15 protein-coding genes are annotated in these 14,355 nt (G+C 66.2%); 9 read left to right on the top strand and 6 right to left on the bottom strand.

Annotated features, from left to right (window positions below; all coding sequences use genetic code 11):
• Window positions 1-52: 52 nt before the first annotated feature.
• Together AC07OY_RS08245 and AC07OY_RS08240 are read right to left on the bottom strand one after the other, a co-directional pair.
• Complete coding sequence (locus AC07OY_RS08245; protein WP_495042070.1) at window positions 53-337, bottom strand: hypothetical protein; 285 nt, start codon at window positions 335-337, stop codon at window positions 53-55.
• 55 nt (window positions 338-392) lie between these two features.
• The gene (locus AC07OY_RS08240) at window positions 393-779 is read right to left on the bottom strand and encodes a hypothetical protein (RefSeq protein WP_495042069.1); all 387 of its coding nucleotides are present in this window, start codon (window positions 777-779) and stop codon (window positions 393-395) included.
• Between the two features lie 1,414 nt (window positions 780-2,193).
• On the opposite strand from AC07OY_RS08240, the gene AC07OY_RS08235 reads away from it, so the two are divergent.
• On the top strand, window positions 2,194-3,108 hold the full coding sequence (locus AC07OY_RS08235) for an integron integrase (protein WP_495042068.1): 915 nt from the start codon (window positions 2,194-2,196) through the stop codon (window positions 3,106-3,108).
• 80 nt (window positions 3,109-3,188) lie between these two features.
• Here the strand turns inward: AC07OY_RS08235 and AC07OY_RS08230 are convergent, their stop codons facing one another.
• Entirely contained in the window at window positions 3,189-3,797 is a 609-nt protein-coding gene (locus AC07OY_RS08230) for a GNAT family N-acetyltransferase (protein WP_495042067.1), read from the bottom strand.
• A gap of 612 nt (window positions 3,798-4,409) precedes the next feature.
• On the opposite strand from AC07OY_RS08230, the gene AC07OY_RS08225 reads away from it, so the two are divergent.
• The 3 genes from AC07OY_RS08225 to AC07OY_RS08215 are packed head-to-tail and all read left to right on the top strand — an operon-like array spanning window position 4,410 to window position 6,711.
• Entirely contained in the window at window positions 4,410-5,558 is a 1,149-nt protein-coding gene (locus AC07OY_RS08225; protein ID WP_495042066.1) for a ParM/StbA family protein, read from the top strand.
• A 22-nt stretch (window positions 5,559-5,580) separates the two neighbouring features.
• Entirely contained in the window at window positions 5,581-6,324 is a 744-nt protein-coding gene (locus tag AC07OY_RS08220; protein WP_495042065.1) for a hypothetical protein, read from the top strand.
• A 39-nt stretch (window positions 6,325-6,363) separates the two neighbouring features.
• Complete coding sequence (locus AC07OY_RS08215) at window positions 6,364-6,711, top strand: Shedu anti-phage system protein SduA domain-containing protein (protein WP_495043515.1); 348 nt, start codon at window positions 6,364-6,366, stop codon at window positions 6,709-6,711.
• Between the two features lie 112 nt (window positions 6,712-6,823).
• On the opposite strand, the gene AC07OY_RS08210 is transcribed toward AC07OY_RS08215, so the two are convergent.
• The 3 genes from AC07OY_RS08210 to AC07OY_RS08200 are packed head-to-tail and all read right to left on the bottom strand — an operon-like array spanning window position 6,824 to window position 8,627.
• A complete protein-coding gene (locus AC07OY_RS08210; RefSeq protein ID WP_495042064.1) occupies window positions 6,824-7,204 on the bottom strand; it encodes a GFA family protein in 381 nt (126 codons plus the stop codon).
• A 17-nt stretch (window positions 7,205-7,221) separates the two neighbouring features.
• Window positions 7,222-8,169: a 2-hydroxyacid dehydrogenase gene (locus AC07OY_RS08205; protein WP_495042063.1), complete on the bottom strand. Its 948-nt coding sequence runs from the start codon at window positions 8,167-8,169 to the stop codon at window positions 7,222-7,224.
• 5 nt (window positions 8,170-8,174) lie between these two features.
• Entirely contained in the window at window positions 8,175-8,627 is a 453-nt protein-coding gene (locus AC07OY_RS08200; RefSeq protein WP_495042062.1) for a hypothetical protein, read from the bottom strand.
• Between the two features lie 171 nt (window positions 8,628-8,798).
• Between AC07OY_RS08200 and AC07OY_RS08195 the strand changes: the two genes are divergently transcribed.
• The 5 genes from AC07OY_RS08195 to AC07OY_RS08175 are packed head-to-tail and all read left to right on the top strand — an operon-like array spanning window position 8,799 to window position 14,351.
• Window positions 8,799-10,289: a sugar ABC transporter ATP-binding protein gene (locus tag AC07OY_RS08195; protein ID WP_495042061.1), complete on the top strand. Its 1,491-nt coding sequence runs from the start codon at window positions 8,799-8,801 to the stop codon at window positions 10,287-10,289.
• The gene (locus AC07OY_RS08190; RefSeq protein ID WP_495042060.1) at window positions 10,270-11,247 is read left to right on the top strand and encodes an ABC transporter permease; all 978 of its coding nucleotides are present in this window, start codon (window positions 10,270-10,272) and stop codon (window positions 11,245-11,247) included. Before AC07OY_RS08195 ends, AC07OY_RS08190 begins: the two co-directional genes overlap by 20 nt.
• A 16-nt stretch (window positions 11,248-11,263) precedes the next feature.
• On the top strand, window positions 11,264-12,211 hold the full coding sequence (locus tag AC07OY_RS08185; protein WP_495042059.1) for a substrate-binding domain-containing protein: 948 nt from the start codon (window positions 11,264-11,266) through the stop codon (window positions 12,209-12,211).
• A gap of 2 nt (window positions 12,212-12,213) precedes the next feature.
• On the top strand, window positions 12,214-13,221 hold the full coding sequence (locus AC07OY_RS08180) for a sugar phosphate isomerase/epimerase family protein (protein ID WP_495042058.1): 1,008 nt from the start codon (window positions 12,214-12,216) through the stop codon (window positions 13,219-13,221).
• A complete protein-coding gene (locus AC07OY_RS08175) occupies window positions 13,218-14,351 on the top strand; it encodes a Gfo/Idh/MocA family protein (protein ID WP_495042057.1) in 1,134 nt (377 codons plus the stop codon). Before AC07OY_RS08180 ends, AC07OY_RS08175 begins: the two co-directional genes overlap by 4 nt.
• Window positions 14,352-14,355 lie beyond the last annotated feature (4 nt).

The raw sequence follows: 14,355 nt of genomic DNA, 5'->3' as shown, positions 1-14,355 counted from the left end.
TCAGCGGGCGGCGTAGCTGTCAGCTGCAATGGCAGGTTAGGGCGCGGCATGCTCAACGAAGTCTTCGCCCAAAAGCTCGCTTGATCCGCCAGGACAGTAGACCCCAAACAGGCAGCGCCACTGCCGCGCAAGCGATGAGCGAGCCCACCATAACGAGCCCATAGCCAAGATCTTCTTCGATAGCGGCGACGGGGTTGCGCTGAATGTAGGCGTGATCCACCAATCCCAAAACTGCCAAAACCGCCACAAGAACAATCATGGCGGACAGCGTCAGGGACGCGAGCCACTGAACAATTGGTGAGGCAAGCGCGCGTCGCAGAGAACGGTCGTCGAACATCGCGCCCTAACGTCAAAGCTCAGCGGGCGGCGAAGCCGTCCGCTGCAGCGAATGGTTAGGCGTCATGCGCTGGTGGGGTGTACTCATGCTTCAGAACCTGTTTCGCAATGACGTGAGTGATGTGTTTAAGGAAGGGCGCTGGCTTGGTGGACTTGAACATGAAGTACTCACCAAACTCATTGCGCGCGAAAACTGTGAGGGTGAACCAAGAAGCCGGCTCACGGTGCGGATTCGATGGCTCTTCGATCTTGACGATGGTGGCAGTTGCGCCGGTAAAACCAAACTTCGGATCTGTGGACGTGACGCATGAAACTCGAAAGGCTTCGAGCGCTGCTTGTCGTGCCCTCTCGAGCTTGCGGCTGTGTACTACGCCTCGCCAGACAAAAACGCACGGCACCGTCACAAAGACAACGATGACGAAGAGCAGCGAGTATTTGGACACGAGTTTTGCTGCCTAACGTTGGAGTTGACCGGCACGAATGCATGCTTGCATTCTTGGTAGCAGGGACGCAGATCGTGCGACTTGCGGCTTGCCGACGCGCTGAATTTCTTGGAGGTCCTGGGCTGTTTGTTCCATTGCGACGGCAAAGGCGCTGCCGCTCAATAGGACGGTCGATTCGCTGGTGCACCGACACACCGATTTGACCGCCTCTTCCGACAACGGACGATCTGGGCCAAGCGCGTGAACCCATTCGTCACAGCTTCCCGCTTCAAAGGCGGCTTTGAGCGCGCCTGCTGCACACGATCCGCCCACCTGCTGCATGAGCACTCCGGCCTGGGCTTCGGTTCCGTACCTAACAAGATCAGGAGTAATTCGAGCCTCGACCCCCTGACGCATGCACCCGCAATAGCCAGCGAAGTCCATCGACTTGGCGAGCACGCGAGTCCCCGGAAGCATTCGCTCGACTTGAACAAGGATGTCCGAGCGTTGGGCGAGACACGATCGCTCAACGGATTGAGCCAGCTGCTGAATACTCGCTCGTTCCTTTGCAGTGAGAGCAGGCTCTGCGGCGCTTGCCGATAGCGAAGCGAATGCGGCAAGAGCAATCAGCGAGGGGAGCAGACGCATAGGTGCAAGGCACGAGGCTAACGTTGGACTTGACCGGCGCGCGCGACGGGCGTGACCGGAGAGAGCGAACGCACCCGCGCGTCCGTGTCGAAGAACCTGTTATGCCGCATGGCCACTGCTGCCCGCTCCCCTTCTTTGCGCTCTCCAGTGGGCATACCCGCCGGGCAACCAGTTGCGACGACGTACCGGCCTAAGTAAGTCGTGAGCCTTTTCAACGAAGGCGTCGATTCCAAACCGGCGGACGTATGCGTGCACATATCGCTCTAACCGACGGGCCAGGATGCGCTTTGCAGCGCCAGATGTGTTTCTAACCCGGACGGAACAGCTACGGATGACACCACGGAATCTCTCCGGCTGCATGCGAGCCAGACAGCCTGGGTAGGGCTTTAGATGTCTCGGCACCACGCGGTACTTACGTTGCGGCATAACGTGTTGTAGACCGCAGGGCGGCGCGGCCTATCACGGCAGGCCGCGCAGTAACGGGTCGCCCCGCGCGCGATCCAAGTGCTTGTCGAGACTGGACTTTCATCCCATTTAACTGTTCATTCATACAGTACTAAATTTCAGACCAAAAGCCGCATCCGCTACAAACCTGCTTGGCCGGTTCGCGGCACCGCCAAGTGGAGGCTGCCATGCTGCCTGCCGTCGTGCGTCCAGCCATCCCTCGCGCAGCTTTGCGCCCGACCACCCCTGTCAATCTACCGCCGTTGCGTGCCGTTAGGCTGCTCGACCAGTTGCGTGAGCGCGTTCAGTGTTGCACTACAGCCGGCGGACCGAGCAGGCGTACTTGTACTGGTCTCGAGCCTACATCCGGTTCCACGGCCTGCGCCATCCGGCGGAGATGGGCGGCCCCGAGGTCGAGGCCTTCCTGACCTATCTGGCATCCGACCGCGGGCTGTCTCCGTCTAGCCATCGCCAAGCCTTGTCTGCACTCCTGTTCCTTTACGGCAAGGTGCTGGGGCTGCAGTTGCCCTGGATGCAGGAGATTGGCCGCCCGGTGCCCAAGCGGCGCTTGCCGGTGGTGCTCAGCGTCGAAGAGGTGTTGGCGGTGCTTGCCAGACTGCAGTGCGAGCATCAATTGCTGGCGCGACTGCTGTACGGCACGGGGTTGCGCATCACCGAGGCCTTGTGCCTGCGGGTCAAGGACATCGACTTCGCGCAACGCGCGATCTACGTGCGTCAGGGCAAGGGCGGCAAGGATCGGGTGGTGATGCTGCCCCAATCCTTGGTCTTGCCGTTGCGAGAGCAGTTGGGCCGGGTTCGCCAGGTTTGGGCGGCCGATGTGGAGTCAGGGCATGCGGGGGTGGAGTTGCCGCATGCGCTTGAGCGCAAGTACCCCCGGGCCGGTGCCAGCTGGGGATGGTTCTGGGTCTTCCCTCAAGACCATCATTCCACCGATCCCCGCAGCGGCGTCGTTCGTCGGCACCATCTCTACGACGAGACCTTTCAGCGGGCGTTCAAGCGCGCGGTTCAGGCCGCAGGCATCGACAAGCCCGCCACGCCTCACACGCTGCGGCACTGTTTTGCGACCCATCTGCTTCAGGCGGGTAGCGACATCCGCACCGTGCAGGAGTTGCTCGGGCACGCCGATGTGGCGACGACCATGATCTACACCCATGTGCTCAGGATGGGCGGCAGTGCCGTGCGCAGCCCCCTGGACTCGCTGCCTGGAGCAGAGGAACCGCAAAGCAGTCGTTGGTGAGCGACAGCAATCAGCGTGGCGCAGACAACCCTGGAGGTAGCGCAGAGCTGTCATGCAGCAGCCCGCTGGTCGCCCGTTGTCTAGCAATCCTTTGCCAAGCTACGGGGGCGCCGCAACATCGGGAACATGCGCGGTGCCCTGCTGACCTGGATCTCGCCAATGACTTCGAAACCGAATCGTCGGTAGAGCGGAACGTTGCGCGGGTTGGCGGTTTCCAGGTAGGCCAGTGCGGCATCGTCGTCGCAGCGCGCCAGAGCAGTTCGCATGAGCTGTGAGCCGATGCCCGTGCCCTGTACCTTCGGGTCGGCGCCGATCATGGCCAGGTACCAATGCGGCTCCTGCGGGTGCCACCGCTCCATCTGTTCGAAGGTGGACAGCAAGTCGCTGAGGTGCTCGGGCTTGGCAGTTTCGCGAAAGACCTTGTCGACTGCATCGCCACCGGTGCTCACGCCCGGTGGCAGCCAGAGGGCTGCGCCGGAAAGGTCTGCCGCGAGGTAGGCGGTTCCGCACTCCAGGCTGTTGCCCGCAAACTCGCGCGCGGCCGAGGGCATGGCTTCCAGGTAGTCGCGCAGTGCGGGCCACGCGAAGCGCGCGGCTGGGTCAACCGCAAAGGCGGCCACGATGACCGCCACCGCATGCGGCATATCCTCGGCTGTTGCGGTACGGATACCTGTCGATGGATGGTTCATCGCTTACCCCTTTGCTCGCCCTGAGTGCGGGGCAAACGGCGCGCCACGTCGCGCATCAGAGTTCAATCCAATCTAAGTCTTCTGACTTGCTCCCTCTGACACTCGACCGGCGGTGGAGATGCCATTCATACCAAGCGCCGCAATGGGGCGATAGCAGTCGGGTGTCAGGCATGTTGGGAGCGGCAGCACGCAGCCAGAAGGCGAGTTCGGCTTCAGGCTGTGAGCCGCCCTGCGCGGCGGGTCTGACCGCCGCCAGCTAACGACCCATTGCAGTCAGTCGCGCGGTGTTTGCGGGGTGTCACGGGTACGCCTCTTTGATGCCGAGCGACAGGCGTAGCTCTTGCTTCGGAGGTCCGGTTCACCAACCCGTCGAGACCGCGATCGGCCGACGGCGATAGATCCGGCGTCGATCCCTGTCCGAGCGCAAGGCTGCAGGTAGGGCACCAAGGGGATCCGAACACCGAGTTCAAGCGCACCGGCCCGCCTGTATACGCTTGGAAACAGCCATGGCGGGCCGTGGCGTCCAGACTCATAGACAGTGCTCGCTCGACGGAATTGCTGCGGCATTCCCGAGTCTCAAATGCCCAACCGCTGCCCAACTGGAGAAACCACATGCCCAACGCGTCCAATTCCAATCTGCGCGAAGTCAATGCCGATACGAAACGAGGCTCGTCGAACAAGGCGCCCGTGGTGCGCGCCATCGATGTCGGTTTTGGCCTCGTCAAACTGAGTGTGCGCAAGGGCGCCGACTTGACCTTCATCAACTTTCCGTCGATGGCGATCCCGGCCGATGCCAGCGCGGTGCGCACCCTGGGGACGCGCCGGCGCGACACGTTCGACGTGCCGGTGAACGACGCCAGCTACGAGGTGGGCCGCGACGTCGGCCTGGCACAGGCCGGCGGCAGCTTCGGGCGCGACGTGACGGACGAGTTCTACCGCGGTGTTATCTACGAAGCCCTGACCAAAGGTGCGCTGCGTTACATGCTGGAAGCCGGCGACTCGGTGATCGATGTGCTCGTTCTCGGTTTGCCCGTCAACCAGTACAACGACAGCAAACGCCGCGACTACCTTCGCTCGCGCTATGAAGGCGACATCCCGGTCGGCGACGACAGGAGGATCAGGGTCAAGAAGGTTCTGGTGCAGGCCCAGCCGATGGGCGGCTACGCCGCGCTGGACGCCCACCTGGACGAGCTCAACGAGGTCATCGCCAGGACACCAGGGGCACTCAAGCCGCTGGCCAGCGGCGAAGCCCTGGACGACCTGTCGGTGTTGATGATCGACCCCGGCGAGCACACGCTGGACTGGCTGCTGATTCAGCAGGGCAGCATCAATCCGCGCGCCAGCGGCGCGGCGTCCGATGCCGGGCGCCACCGCGTCGTGCGCTCCGTGGTCGATTCGCTGGTGGCCGAGGTCGGCCGGCCGCTCGGCCCCGCGGTCATGCCGCGCGTCAACGATGCGCTGCGCAGCGGCAGCCCGGTCAAGCTGGCCGGTGTGGCCCACGACCTGCAGCCCTTCGAGCCGGTCATCATGTCCGTGATCGAAGATTCGATCAACCGCATGATCGACGGCCTGCGCGACGCCCACGAAATCATCGATCTGATGGTGCTGGTGGGCGGCCACCCTGAGCGTTACCGCGACGTTCTCGTCAAGCGGTTTCCGGCGATACCGGTCTTCATCATGCCCGACCCCATGGCGGCCAACGTGCGCGGCTTCCAGATGATCGGCGAGGCCATGGCGGAGGAACAAGCGGCCACGGCCTGACCCGCGCGCAGGGCAAGGAACCATGGCCCTTCTTCACCTGCAGTTCGACGTCGACAGCGAGCTCCATCCCGAACTGCACGCGATGCTCTCGTCGATCGGCAGCAGCCTGTCGCAGGCGGAGCGGCTGCGCCAGTTGGCGGCGACGGGGCTGGTCTGGGAGCGCTTGCGCCTGCAGGCCTATGGCCACATGGAAGTGCCAGACCTGGGCACCGAATCGGCAGCTGCGGGCGAAGGCAGCGGCTCGTTGCCCCAGCTGCCCACGGCAGCCTCGGTGTTGGCAGTGCCGCGGGGCGATGCCACGACGGCTCGGCGCGTCGAACTGACGGGCTTCGTCGATCTCAGTGATACGGTGGATCTGACGCAGCTGGATGCTCCTGGTCCGAACGACGCAGACGATGGCCGATCCGGACCGCACGCTGCCCGTCACGATGTCGTGAGTGCGGAGAACGTGGACCCGGCGGTGCAGATCGCCGCGGCGCATTTGCAGCCCGGGGGCGACATGCCGGAGCTGCTGCCGCTGCACGAGATCCGCAGCGTGGTGCAAGAGCTGCCCGTTCTGACCGAAGTGGTCGGTACGGTCGAACTGCCCGGCATAGGCGCCGTTGTCGGGCTGGAGAACGAAGCCCTGCTCGGCGCGGGACATGCTGACCGCGGCGACACGATGCCCGGCGTAGCCCAGATCCACGAACTGGCGCCCTCGCGCAAGACGGCCACGCGCTCGCGGTTGATGCGCATGAAGGAAAAGGGCTTGTTCAAGAACGAATGAGAGGCGGGATCGCCTGCAGGCCCTTCGGGCGCGTCAGCGCTGGTCCTTCAGACGCTTGCTATTCGAACGAGACTGCTTCGACCAAGCGAAGGCTACCAAGGGCCAAAACACGATCGTGGCTCGCCCACGGGCGAAGAAGTTTTCAACTTTCGGCCGCGCACATTCATCGTGGTCGGCTCACTCGGTCAGTTCGTGACCGAACACGGTGTCAACGAAGAGCAAGTAAGGTCGTTCGAACTCTATCGAAATATCATTTCCGACGTCGACATTCTGACGTTCGATGAGCTCTACGAGAGAAGCCGGTTCATAGTCGAGGCGGCCACATCGAGGCAGGATCCTGACGAGGGTGCGGCGGCAGCGCCACCGTTGGATCGGGGTGACAACTGACGCCGAGGACGGATCCATCCGAGGTCGGCTTAGGATCAGAGCCCATCGGCCGGACGCGCCAAGGCGGAGGACCGCATTCAGCCTGAAACTGTCCTCCGATCACCCGCGATGCTCAAGCCGCCGGCCCGTACCAGCTGGCCTTGTCCTCGAGGAAATAGTCCTCCCTCGGCGGTGCTATGGCTTCGCCTTCGAAGAGCCCGGCCGGAAACCCATAGACCCTGGGCAGCCGCTGGTCCGCTGTGAAGACATGCGAGCCACACTGCCTGCAGAAGGAGCGCTGCAGATTGGGCGTCGGGCTGAACGTGGACAAACCCTCGGGGTTGTTCACGACGACCTGGTCGCGCGGCGCGGTGATCCAGGTCGTGAAGGCGGCACCGCTGAGGCGGCGGCATTCGCCGCAATGGCAGTTGCCCGGGCGGCGCAATGGCGCCGCAACGATGACGGAGACGGCGCCGCAATAGCAGGCGCCGCGGGCGGTGGAGGGCTGGGTCATGGCTGCAGGCTCGAGGCTCAATAGCCGCGGACGCGATCGACGGGCTCGGGAATGAGGCCACGCTCGCGATAGGCCGCGATGTTCTGCGCGACGATCAGCGATGCCGTCTGCCTGTCGGTTGGCGCGGAGATATGGGGCAGCACCGTCACGGCGGGATGGCTCCAATGCCAGCTGTCGGCCGGCAGGGGTTCGGTGGCGAACACATCGAGCACCGCATGGGCGAGGCTTCCCTGGTCGAGGGCGCGCCTGAGGGCGTCATCGTCGACGACGGCGCCGCGCGAGAAGTTGATCAGCGAGGCCTGCTCACGCAATCGGCCCAGGGTCGCGTCGTTCAGCAGCCCGCGCGTCTGGGCCGTCAGCGGCAGCAGGCTGACGAGGATGTCGCTGCTGGCCAGCATCTCGGTCAACCCGCTGTCGCCGGCCAGGCAGTTCACGCCGGCGATCTCGCGCGGACTCCGGCTCCAGCCCTGCACCTTGAAGCCTGCCGCCACCAGCCGGCGTGCCGCCGCTTCGCCGAGGGCGCCGAGACCCAGCAGGCCCACCGTCTTGTGCTGCGGCCGCACATAGTCCAGGGCCTGCCAGAGACGCTCGCGCTGCTGGCGGGCATAGCGCGGCATGTCGCGGTGCAGATAGAGGGTCCACGCGAGCACGGCCTCGGCCATGGTGTCGGCCAGCTGCGGGTCGACCAAGCGCACGATCTTCAGCTCCATGTCGCCGAGGTCGGCCAGCATGCGCTCCACGCCGGCCCAGACGCTGTGCACCCATTGCAGATTCGGCAACAGCCGCAGGTCCTCGGGGCGCGGGTTGGCCACGATGGCGACCGTGCAGGCCTGGCGCGCGTCCTCGTCCACCGCGGCGAAGGGCAGGACGTTCTCGTCGGGCATGGCCGCCCGCAGCGCGGCCAGCCACTCGGCTTCGAAGGGCGAATCAGGAGGCGCGATGAAGGGCAGGGGCGTTGATTTCACGCCGGCTATCGTCGCAGACCGTGCTGGGTGATGTGGGCGATGGGCACGCCGACGTAGAAGATGTGGGCCAGCAGGCCGGCGACGATGTTCCAGCCCTCGGGCAGCTTCCAGGCCGCGACGGCGGACAGCGGCACGACGACATAGACCATGGCCAGCCAGGTCAGCACGCCGTAGACGCTGCCCCACAGCCAGGGGCGGGCGACCAGCGCCTGCTGCCTGAGCGCCGCGAACAGATAGATGGCCGCCATCGCGGTGGTGAGGGCGAAGTGGCACAGCAGGCCCAGGGCCGCCATCTCCATTCCGCCCTTCATGGCCGCGCCGCCGATCAGGCCGCTGGCGATGTATTTCAGGATGCCCTGCACCGTGGCGCCGTGCGACACATAGCTGGCGAAGGCGGCCAGGATGTCCAGCGCACCGGCCACCATGCCGGCCAAGCCTATCGTCACGATTCTGCGCACAAGGTCTCCCTGCGGTCGGGCCAGCACGCGGCGCATCTTAGGGTGGGGGGATGCCCCAAGTGGCTCCATGCGGCGCAAGGCCAAGTGGCTCCAGCATGTGATGATCGCCGCCTCGAATCCGGGTCAGGGGCTAGGGATGGTTGCGTTTCGGGTCAGCATCAGCAACTCGCCATGAGCGTGGGCCGCAGCCTGGGCTTTCACGCCATCGCCAAGTCCTTTGGCCCCGTGGCCGTCCTGCATGACGTCAGCTTCGAGCTGACCGCCGGCCGCGCCGTTGGCCTGCTGGGCGAAAACGGCGCGGGCAAGAGCACGTTGATGAAGATCCTGGCCGGCTACGAGGCACCCAGTGGCGGCGAGCTGCGCCTGGATGGCGCGGCCGTGCGCTTCGACGGCCCGCGTGCGGCCGAGGCCCAGGGCATCGCGATGATCCACCAGGAGTTCGCGCTGGCCGAGGCCCTCACGGTGGCGCAGAACATCTTCCTCGGCCATGAGATCAAGCGCGGCTGGTGGCTGGACGATGGCGCCATGCGCGCCACGACACGACAGCTGCTGGCCCAGGTGGGCCTGGATTGCTCGCCCGACACGCCGGTGCGCGCACTGAGCCTGGCGCAGAAGCAGCGCGTCGAGATCGCCAAGGCCCTGCAGCGCCGCGCTCGCGTGCTGGTCATGGACGAGCCCACGGCGACGCTGACACGCGCTGAAGGCCTGCAGCTCTTCACCCTGGTCGACGGCCTCAAGGCCGAGGGCGTGACCCTGGTCTATATCTCCCACAAGCTCGAGGAGATCGAACGCCTGACCGACGAGGTGGTCGTCATGCGCGACGGCCGCTTCGTGACGCGCGCACCGACGGCCAGCCTCAGCCGTGCGCAGATGGCCAGCCTGATGGTGGGGCGCGAGCTGAGCGACCTGTTCCCGTCCAAGACCGCCCGGCCCGGTGCAGAGCCGCTTCTTAAAGTGCAAGCCTTCAGCGTGCCCGGCTGGGCGCGGGACATCAGCTTCGAGGTCGCGCCGGGCGAGATCCTCGGTTTCGCCGGCCTCGTCGGCGCGGGCCGCACGGAGCTGTTCGAGGGCCTGATCGGCTTGCGGCCGGGCGCGACCGGGCAGGTCGAAATCGGTGGCCGCGCGGTGAGCATCGCCAGCCCGCGCGAGGCCGCCGACCTGGGCCTCACCTATCTGAGCGAGGACCGCAAGGGCAAGGGCCTGCACCTGGACTTCGGCCTGCGCCAGAACCTGACGCTGATGACGCTGGCGCGCTATGCCCGGCCCTGGCTGCGCCCGTCCGACGAAGTCGCGGCGCTGAGGCGTGCGGTCGACGAGTTCGGCATCCGCGCCCGCTCGCTGGACGTTGCGGCGCGCTCGCTGTCGGGCGGCAACCAGCAGAAGCTGGCCCTGGCCAAGGTCCTGCACCCGGGGCCGCGTGTCGTCGTCCTCGACGAGCCGACGCGCGGCGTGGACGTCGGCGCCAAGCGCGAGCTCTACGGCCTCATCCAGCGCCTGGCCGCCTCAGGCCTGGCCGTCATCGTGGTGTCGTCGGAGCTGATGGAACTCATCGGGCTGTGCCACCGCATCGCCGTCATGCGCGGCGGACGCATGCAAACCATCCTCGATGCTGTCGAGGCCACCGAAGACCTGCTCATTGCCCATGCCACCGGAACGCACTGACTCCCTCACCGCGCGACTGCGCGGCTTCGGCCCGCTGACAGGCCTGGTCGCGCTCTGCCTGCTGGCCGCTTTCCTCAACCCCGAGTTCGCGACGGTCGACAACGCCCTCAATGTGCTGACCCGCACCACCTTCACCGGCATCATCGCGGTGGGCATGTGCTTCGTCATCGTCGGCGGCGGTATCGACCTGTCGGTGGGCTCGATGGCGGCCCTCATCGCCGGCTGCGTCATCCTGCTGATGAACACCCTGGGCGCCCATGGCGTCTCGCCGGTATGGGCCGTGGCGGCGGGTGCCAGCGGCGCGGTGCTGCTGGGCAGCGTGCTGGGCCTGGCCCATGGCTGGCTGATCACGCGCGGCCGCATCGAGCCCTTCATCGTCACGCTGGGCACCCTGGGCATCTTCCGCGCCGTGCTGACCTGGTTGGCCGACGGCGGCGCCATCACGCTGGACAACGACCTCGCCGACGCCTATGCCCCGGTCTATTACGGCACGCTGCTGGGCGTGCCGGTGCCGGTCTGGGTGTTTGCCGTCGTCGCGCTGGCGGCGGCGGCCCTGCTGCAGCGCACGGCCTATGGACGCCATGTGCAGGCCATTGGCAGCAACGAGCAGGTGGCGCGCTATGCGGCGGTGCGGGTCGATGCCGTCAAGCTCGGCAGCTATGTGGTGCTGGGCACGCTGGTGGGCGTCGCCACGCTGCTCTATGTGCCCAGGCTGGGCTCGGCCTCGCCGACCACGGGTTTGCTGTGGGAGCTGGAAGCCATCGCCGCTGTCATCATCGGTGGCACGGCCCTCAAGGGCGGCTCGGGCAGCATCGCCGGCACGGTGGTGGGCGCCCTGCTGCTGTCCGTCATCAGCAATGCGCTCAACCTGACCAGCTTCATCAGCATCCACCTCAACGCCGCGGTGCAGGGCGCCGTGATCATCGCCGTCGCCTTCATGCAGCGGCGGCAACGATAGACAAGGAGACTCCCGCATGTTGAATCGCAGACTCTTGCTCGCCCTGTCCCTGGCCGCCGGCTTCTCCGCCCAGGCCCAGACGCCCGTGCATCTCGGCGTCGCCATCCCGGCGGCCTCGCACAGCTTCACCGCCGGCATCGTCTGGTGGGCCAACCAGGCCAAGAAGGAGCTGGAGGCGGCCCACCCCGGCCTGAAGATCACCGTGAAGGCCGCTGCCTCGGCCGGCGAGCAGGCCAACCAGCTGCAGGACCTGCTGAGCACCAACAAGATCAACGCTCTGGTCATCCTGCCGCAGGAGTCGGCCGCGCTGACCAAGCCCGTGCAGCAGCTGCACAACAAGGGTGTCTATGTGACGGTGGTGGACCGCGGCCTGACCGATGCCTCGGCCCAGGACGCCTACGTGGCCGGCGACAACACCGCCTTCGGCACGGTGCCGGCCGAGTTCATCGCCAAGCAGCTCGGCGGCAAGGGCGACATCGTGGCCCTGCGCGGCATCCCGACCACCATCGACAACGAGCGCATGGACGCCTTCAAGGCCGTCATCGCCAAGAACCCCGGCATCAAGCTGCTGGACGCCAAGCATGGCAACTGGAACCGCGACGACGCCTTCAAGGTCATGCAGGACTTCCTGACGCGCTTCAAGAAGATCGACGCCGTCTGGGCCGCCGATGACGAAATGGCCTTCGGCGTGCTCAAGGCCATCGACCAGGCCAAGCGAACCGACATCAAGCTGGTCTTCGGCGGCGCGGGTGCCAAGGGCATGGTCAAGATCCTGAAGGACGGCAGCGACCCGCGCATCCAGGCCAATGTGTCCTACTCGCCCAAGTTCATCTACGACGCCATCAAGCTCACGGCGCAAGCGCGGCTCAAGGGCGAGAAGCTGCCGGCCAAGACCATCGTGCCTTCGGTCCTCATCACCAAGGACAACGCCAAGGACTTCTACTTCCCCGACAGTCCGTTCTGATCATGCGACCCCTGACCCTCTTCACCGGCCAATGGACCGACCTGCCGCTGGCCGAGCTGGCTCCGCTCGCGAAGCGCATGGGCTATGACGGCCTGGAGCTGGCCTGCGGTGGCGACCACTTCAACGTGCAGCGAGCCTTGAACGAGCCCGGCTATGCCGAAGGCCAGCGCGCCTTGCTGGCCGGGCATGGGCTGCAGGTCTTCGCCATCGGCAACCACCTGATCGGCCAGGCGGTTTGCGACCTCATCGACTCGCGCCACCAGGCCATCCTGCCAGCGCATGTGTGGGGCGATGGCGAGCCCGAGGGCGTGCGCCGGCGCGCCGCCGCCGAGCTGGCCGACACGGCGCGCGCGGCCAAGCTGCTCGGCGTGCAGCGCGTGACCGGCTTCACCGGCTCCTCCATCTGGCATGCCGCCTATGCCTTCCCGCCGACGTCGCAGGCCTATTGGGACGCCGGCTTTGCCGACTTCGCCCGCCGCTTCACGCCCATCCTCGATGTGTTCGGGGAACAGGACGTCAACTTCGCGCTCGAAGTGCATCCCACCGAGATCGCCTTCGACATCGCGACTTCGGAGCGCGCCATCGAAGCGCTGAATGGCCATCCGCGCTTCGGCTTCAACTTCGACCCCAGCCACCTGGCCTACCAGGGCGTGGACTATGTGCGCTTCATCCGCCAGTTCGGCCCGCGCATCTTCCACGTCCACATGAAGGACGTCTGGTGGGGCCGTGGCGACGGCACGGTGGGCACCTTCGGCGGCAACACCAGCTTCGGCGATCCTAAGCGCGGCTGGGACTTCCGCAGCGTCGGCCGCGGCATGATCGACTTCGAATCCATCATCGTCGCGCTGAACGACGTGGGCTATCAGGGCCCGCTGTCCGTCGAATGGGAGGACAGCCGCATGGACCGCGTGCATGGCGCGACGGAGAGCGCGGCCTTCTGCCGCCGCCTGGACTTTCCGCCCGCGCACGGCGCCTTCGACGCGGCCTTCTCGAAAGGCATGGCGGGATGAACAGAAAGCTCAGAGTCGCCATGGTGGGCGGCGGCCGCGACGCCTTCATCGGCGCCGTGCATCGCCATGCGATGGCGCTGGACGGCCGCTACGAGCTGGTGGCTGGCGCGCTGTCGTCCACGCCCGACAAGGCCCTGGCCTCGGGCCGTGACCTGGGTCTGGCCGAAGACCGCATCCACGCCGACTGGCGCGCGCTGCTGGCCGATGAACAGCGCCGTCCGCCCGAGCAGCGGGTGGACCTGATCGTCATCGTCACGCCCAACCACATGCACTTCGATGTGGCTCGCGCTTTCGTTGACGCGGGCTTTCATGTCGCCTGCGACAAGCCGCTGGTGCACAGCGTCGCCCAGGCGGAGGAGTTGGCGGCGCTGGTCCAGGCGCGCGGTACCGCCTTTGCCGTCACCTACAACTACACCGGCTATCCCCTGGTGCGCGAGGCCCGCGAGCTGGTGCGCGCCGGCGTCATCGGCCGGGTCCGCAAGGTCATCGTCGAGTACCACCAGGGCTGGCTGGCCGGCGCGCTGGAGAGCACGAGCAACAAGCAGTCGAGCTGGCGCCTCGATCCTGCACAGAGCGGCCCCGGCGGTGCCCTGGGTGACATCGGCACGCATGCCGAGAACCTGCTGCACACGGTCACCGGCCTGGCCATCGACGAACTCTGCGCCGAACTCAGCAGCTTCGGCCCGGGACGGCAACTGGACGACGACGCCAGCGTCCTGCTGCGCCTCGCCGGCGGCGCGCGCGGCGTGCTGCTGGCCTCGCAAATGGCCGTCGGCCACGAGAACGACCTGCGCCTGCGCGTCTTCGGCGATCGTGGCAGCCTGGACTGGCGCCAGGAAGATCCCAATGTGCTGATCCACTCACCGCTGGACGAGGCACCGCGCCGGCTCACGCGCGGTTCGGCGAATCTCAGCGAAGCCGCTCGCCGCGCCTGCCGCCTGCCGCCCGGCCATCCCGAGGGCTTCATCGAGGCCTTCGCCAATCTCTATACCGAGCTGGCGGCCGATCTGCGGGCCGGTACGCGGGCTGGCGACTACCCGCGCGTCGAGGATGGCGTGCGCGGCGTGCGCTTCGTCGAGCGCGCGGTGGCGTCCATGGGGCAGTGGGTGGCTTTCCCGCAACCCAACTGATCGG

It is taken from the genome of Roseateles sp. GW821-FHT09H10, from assembly GCF_059415865.1.
Note: the sequence above shows the minus strand (reverse complement) of the source record. Positions and strands in the feature narration are given on the sequence as shown.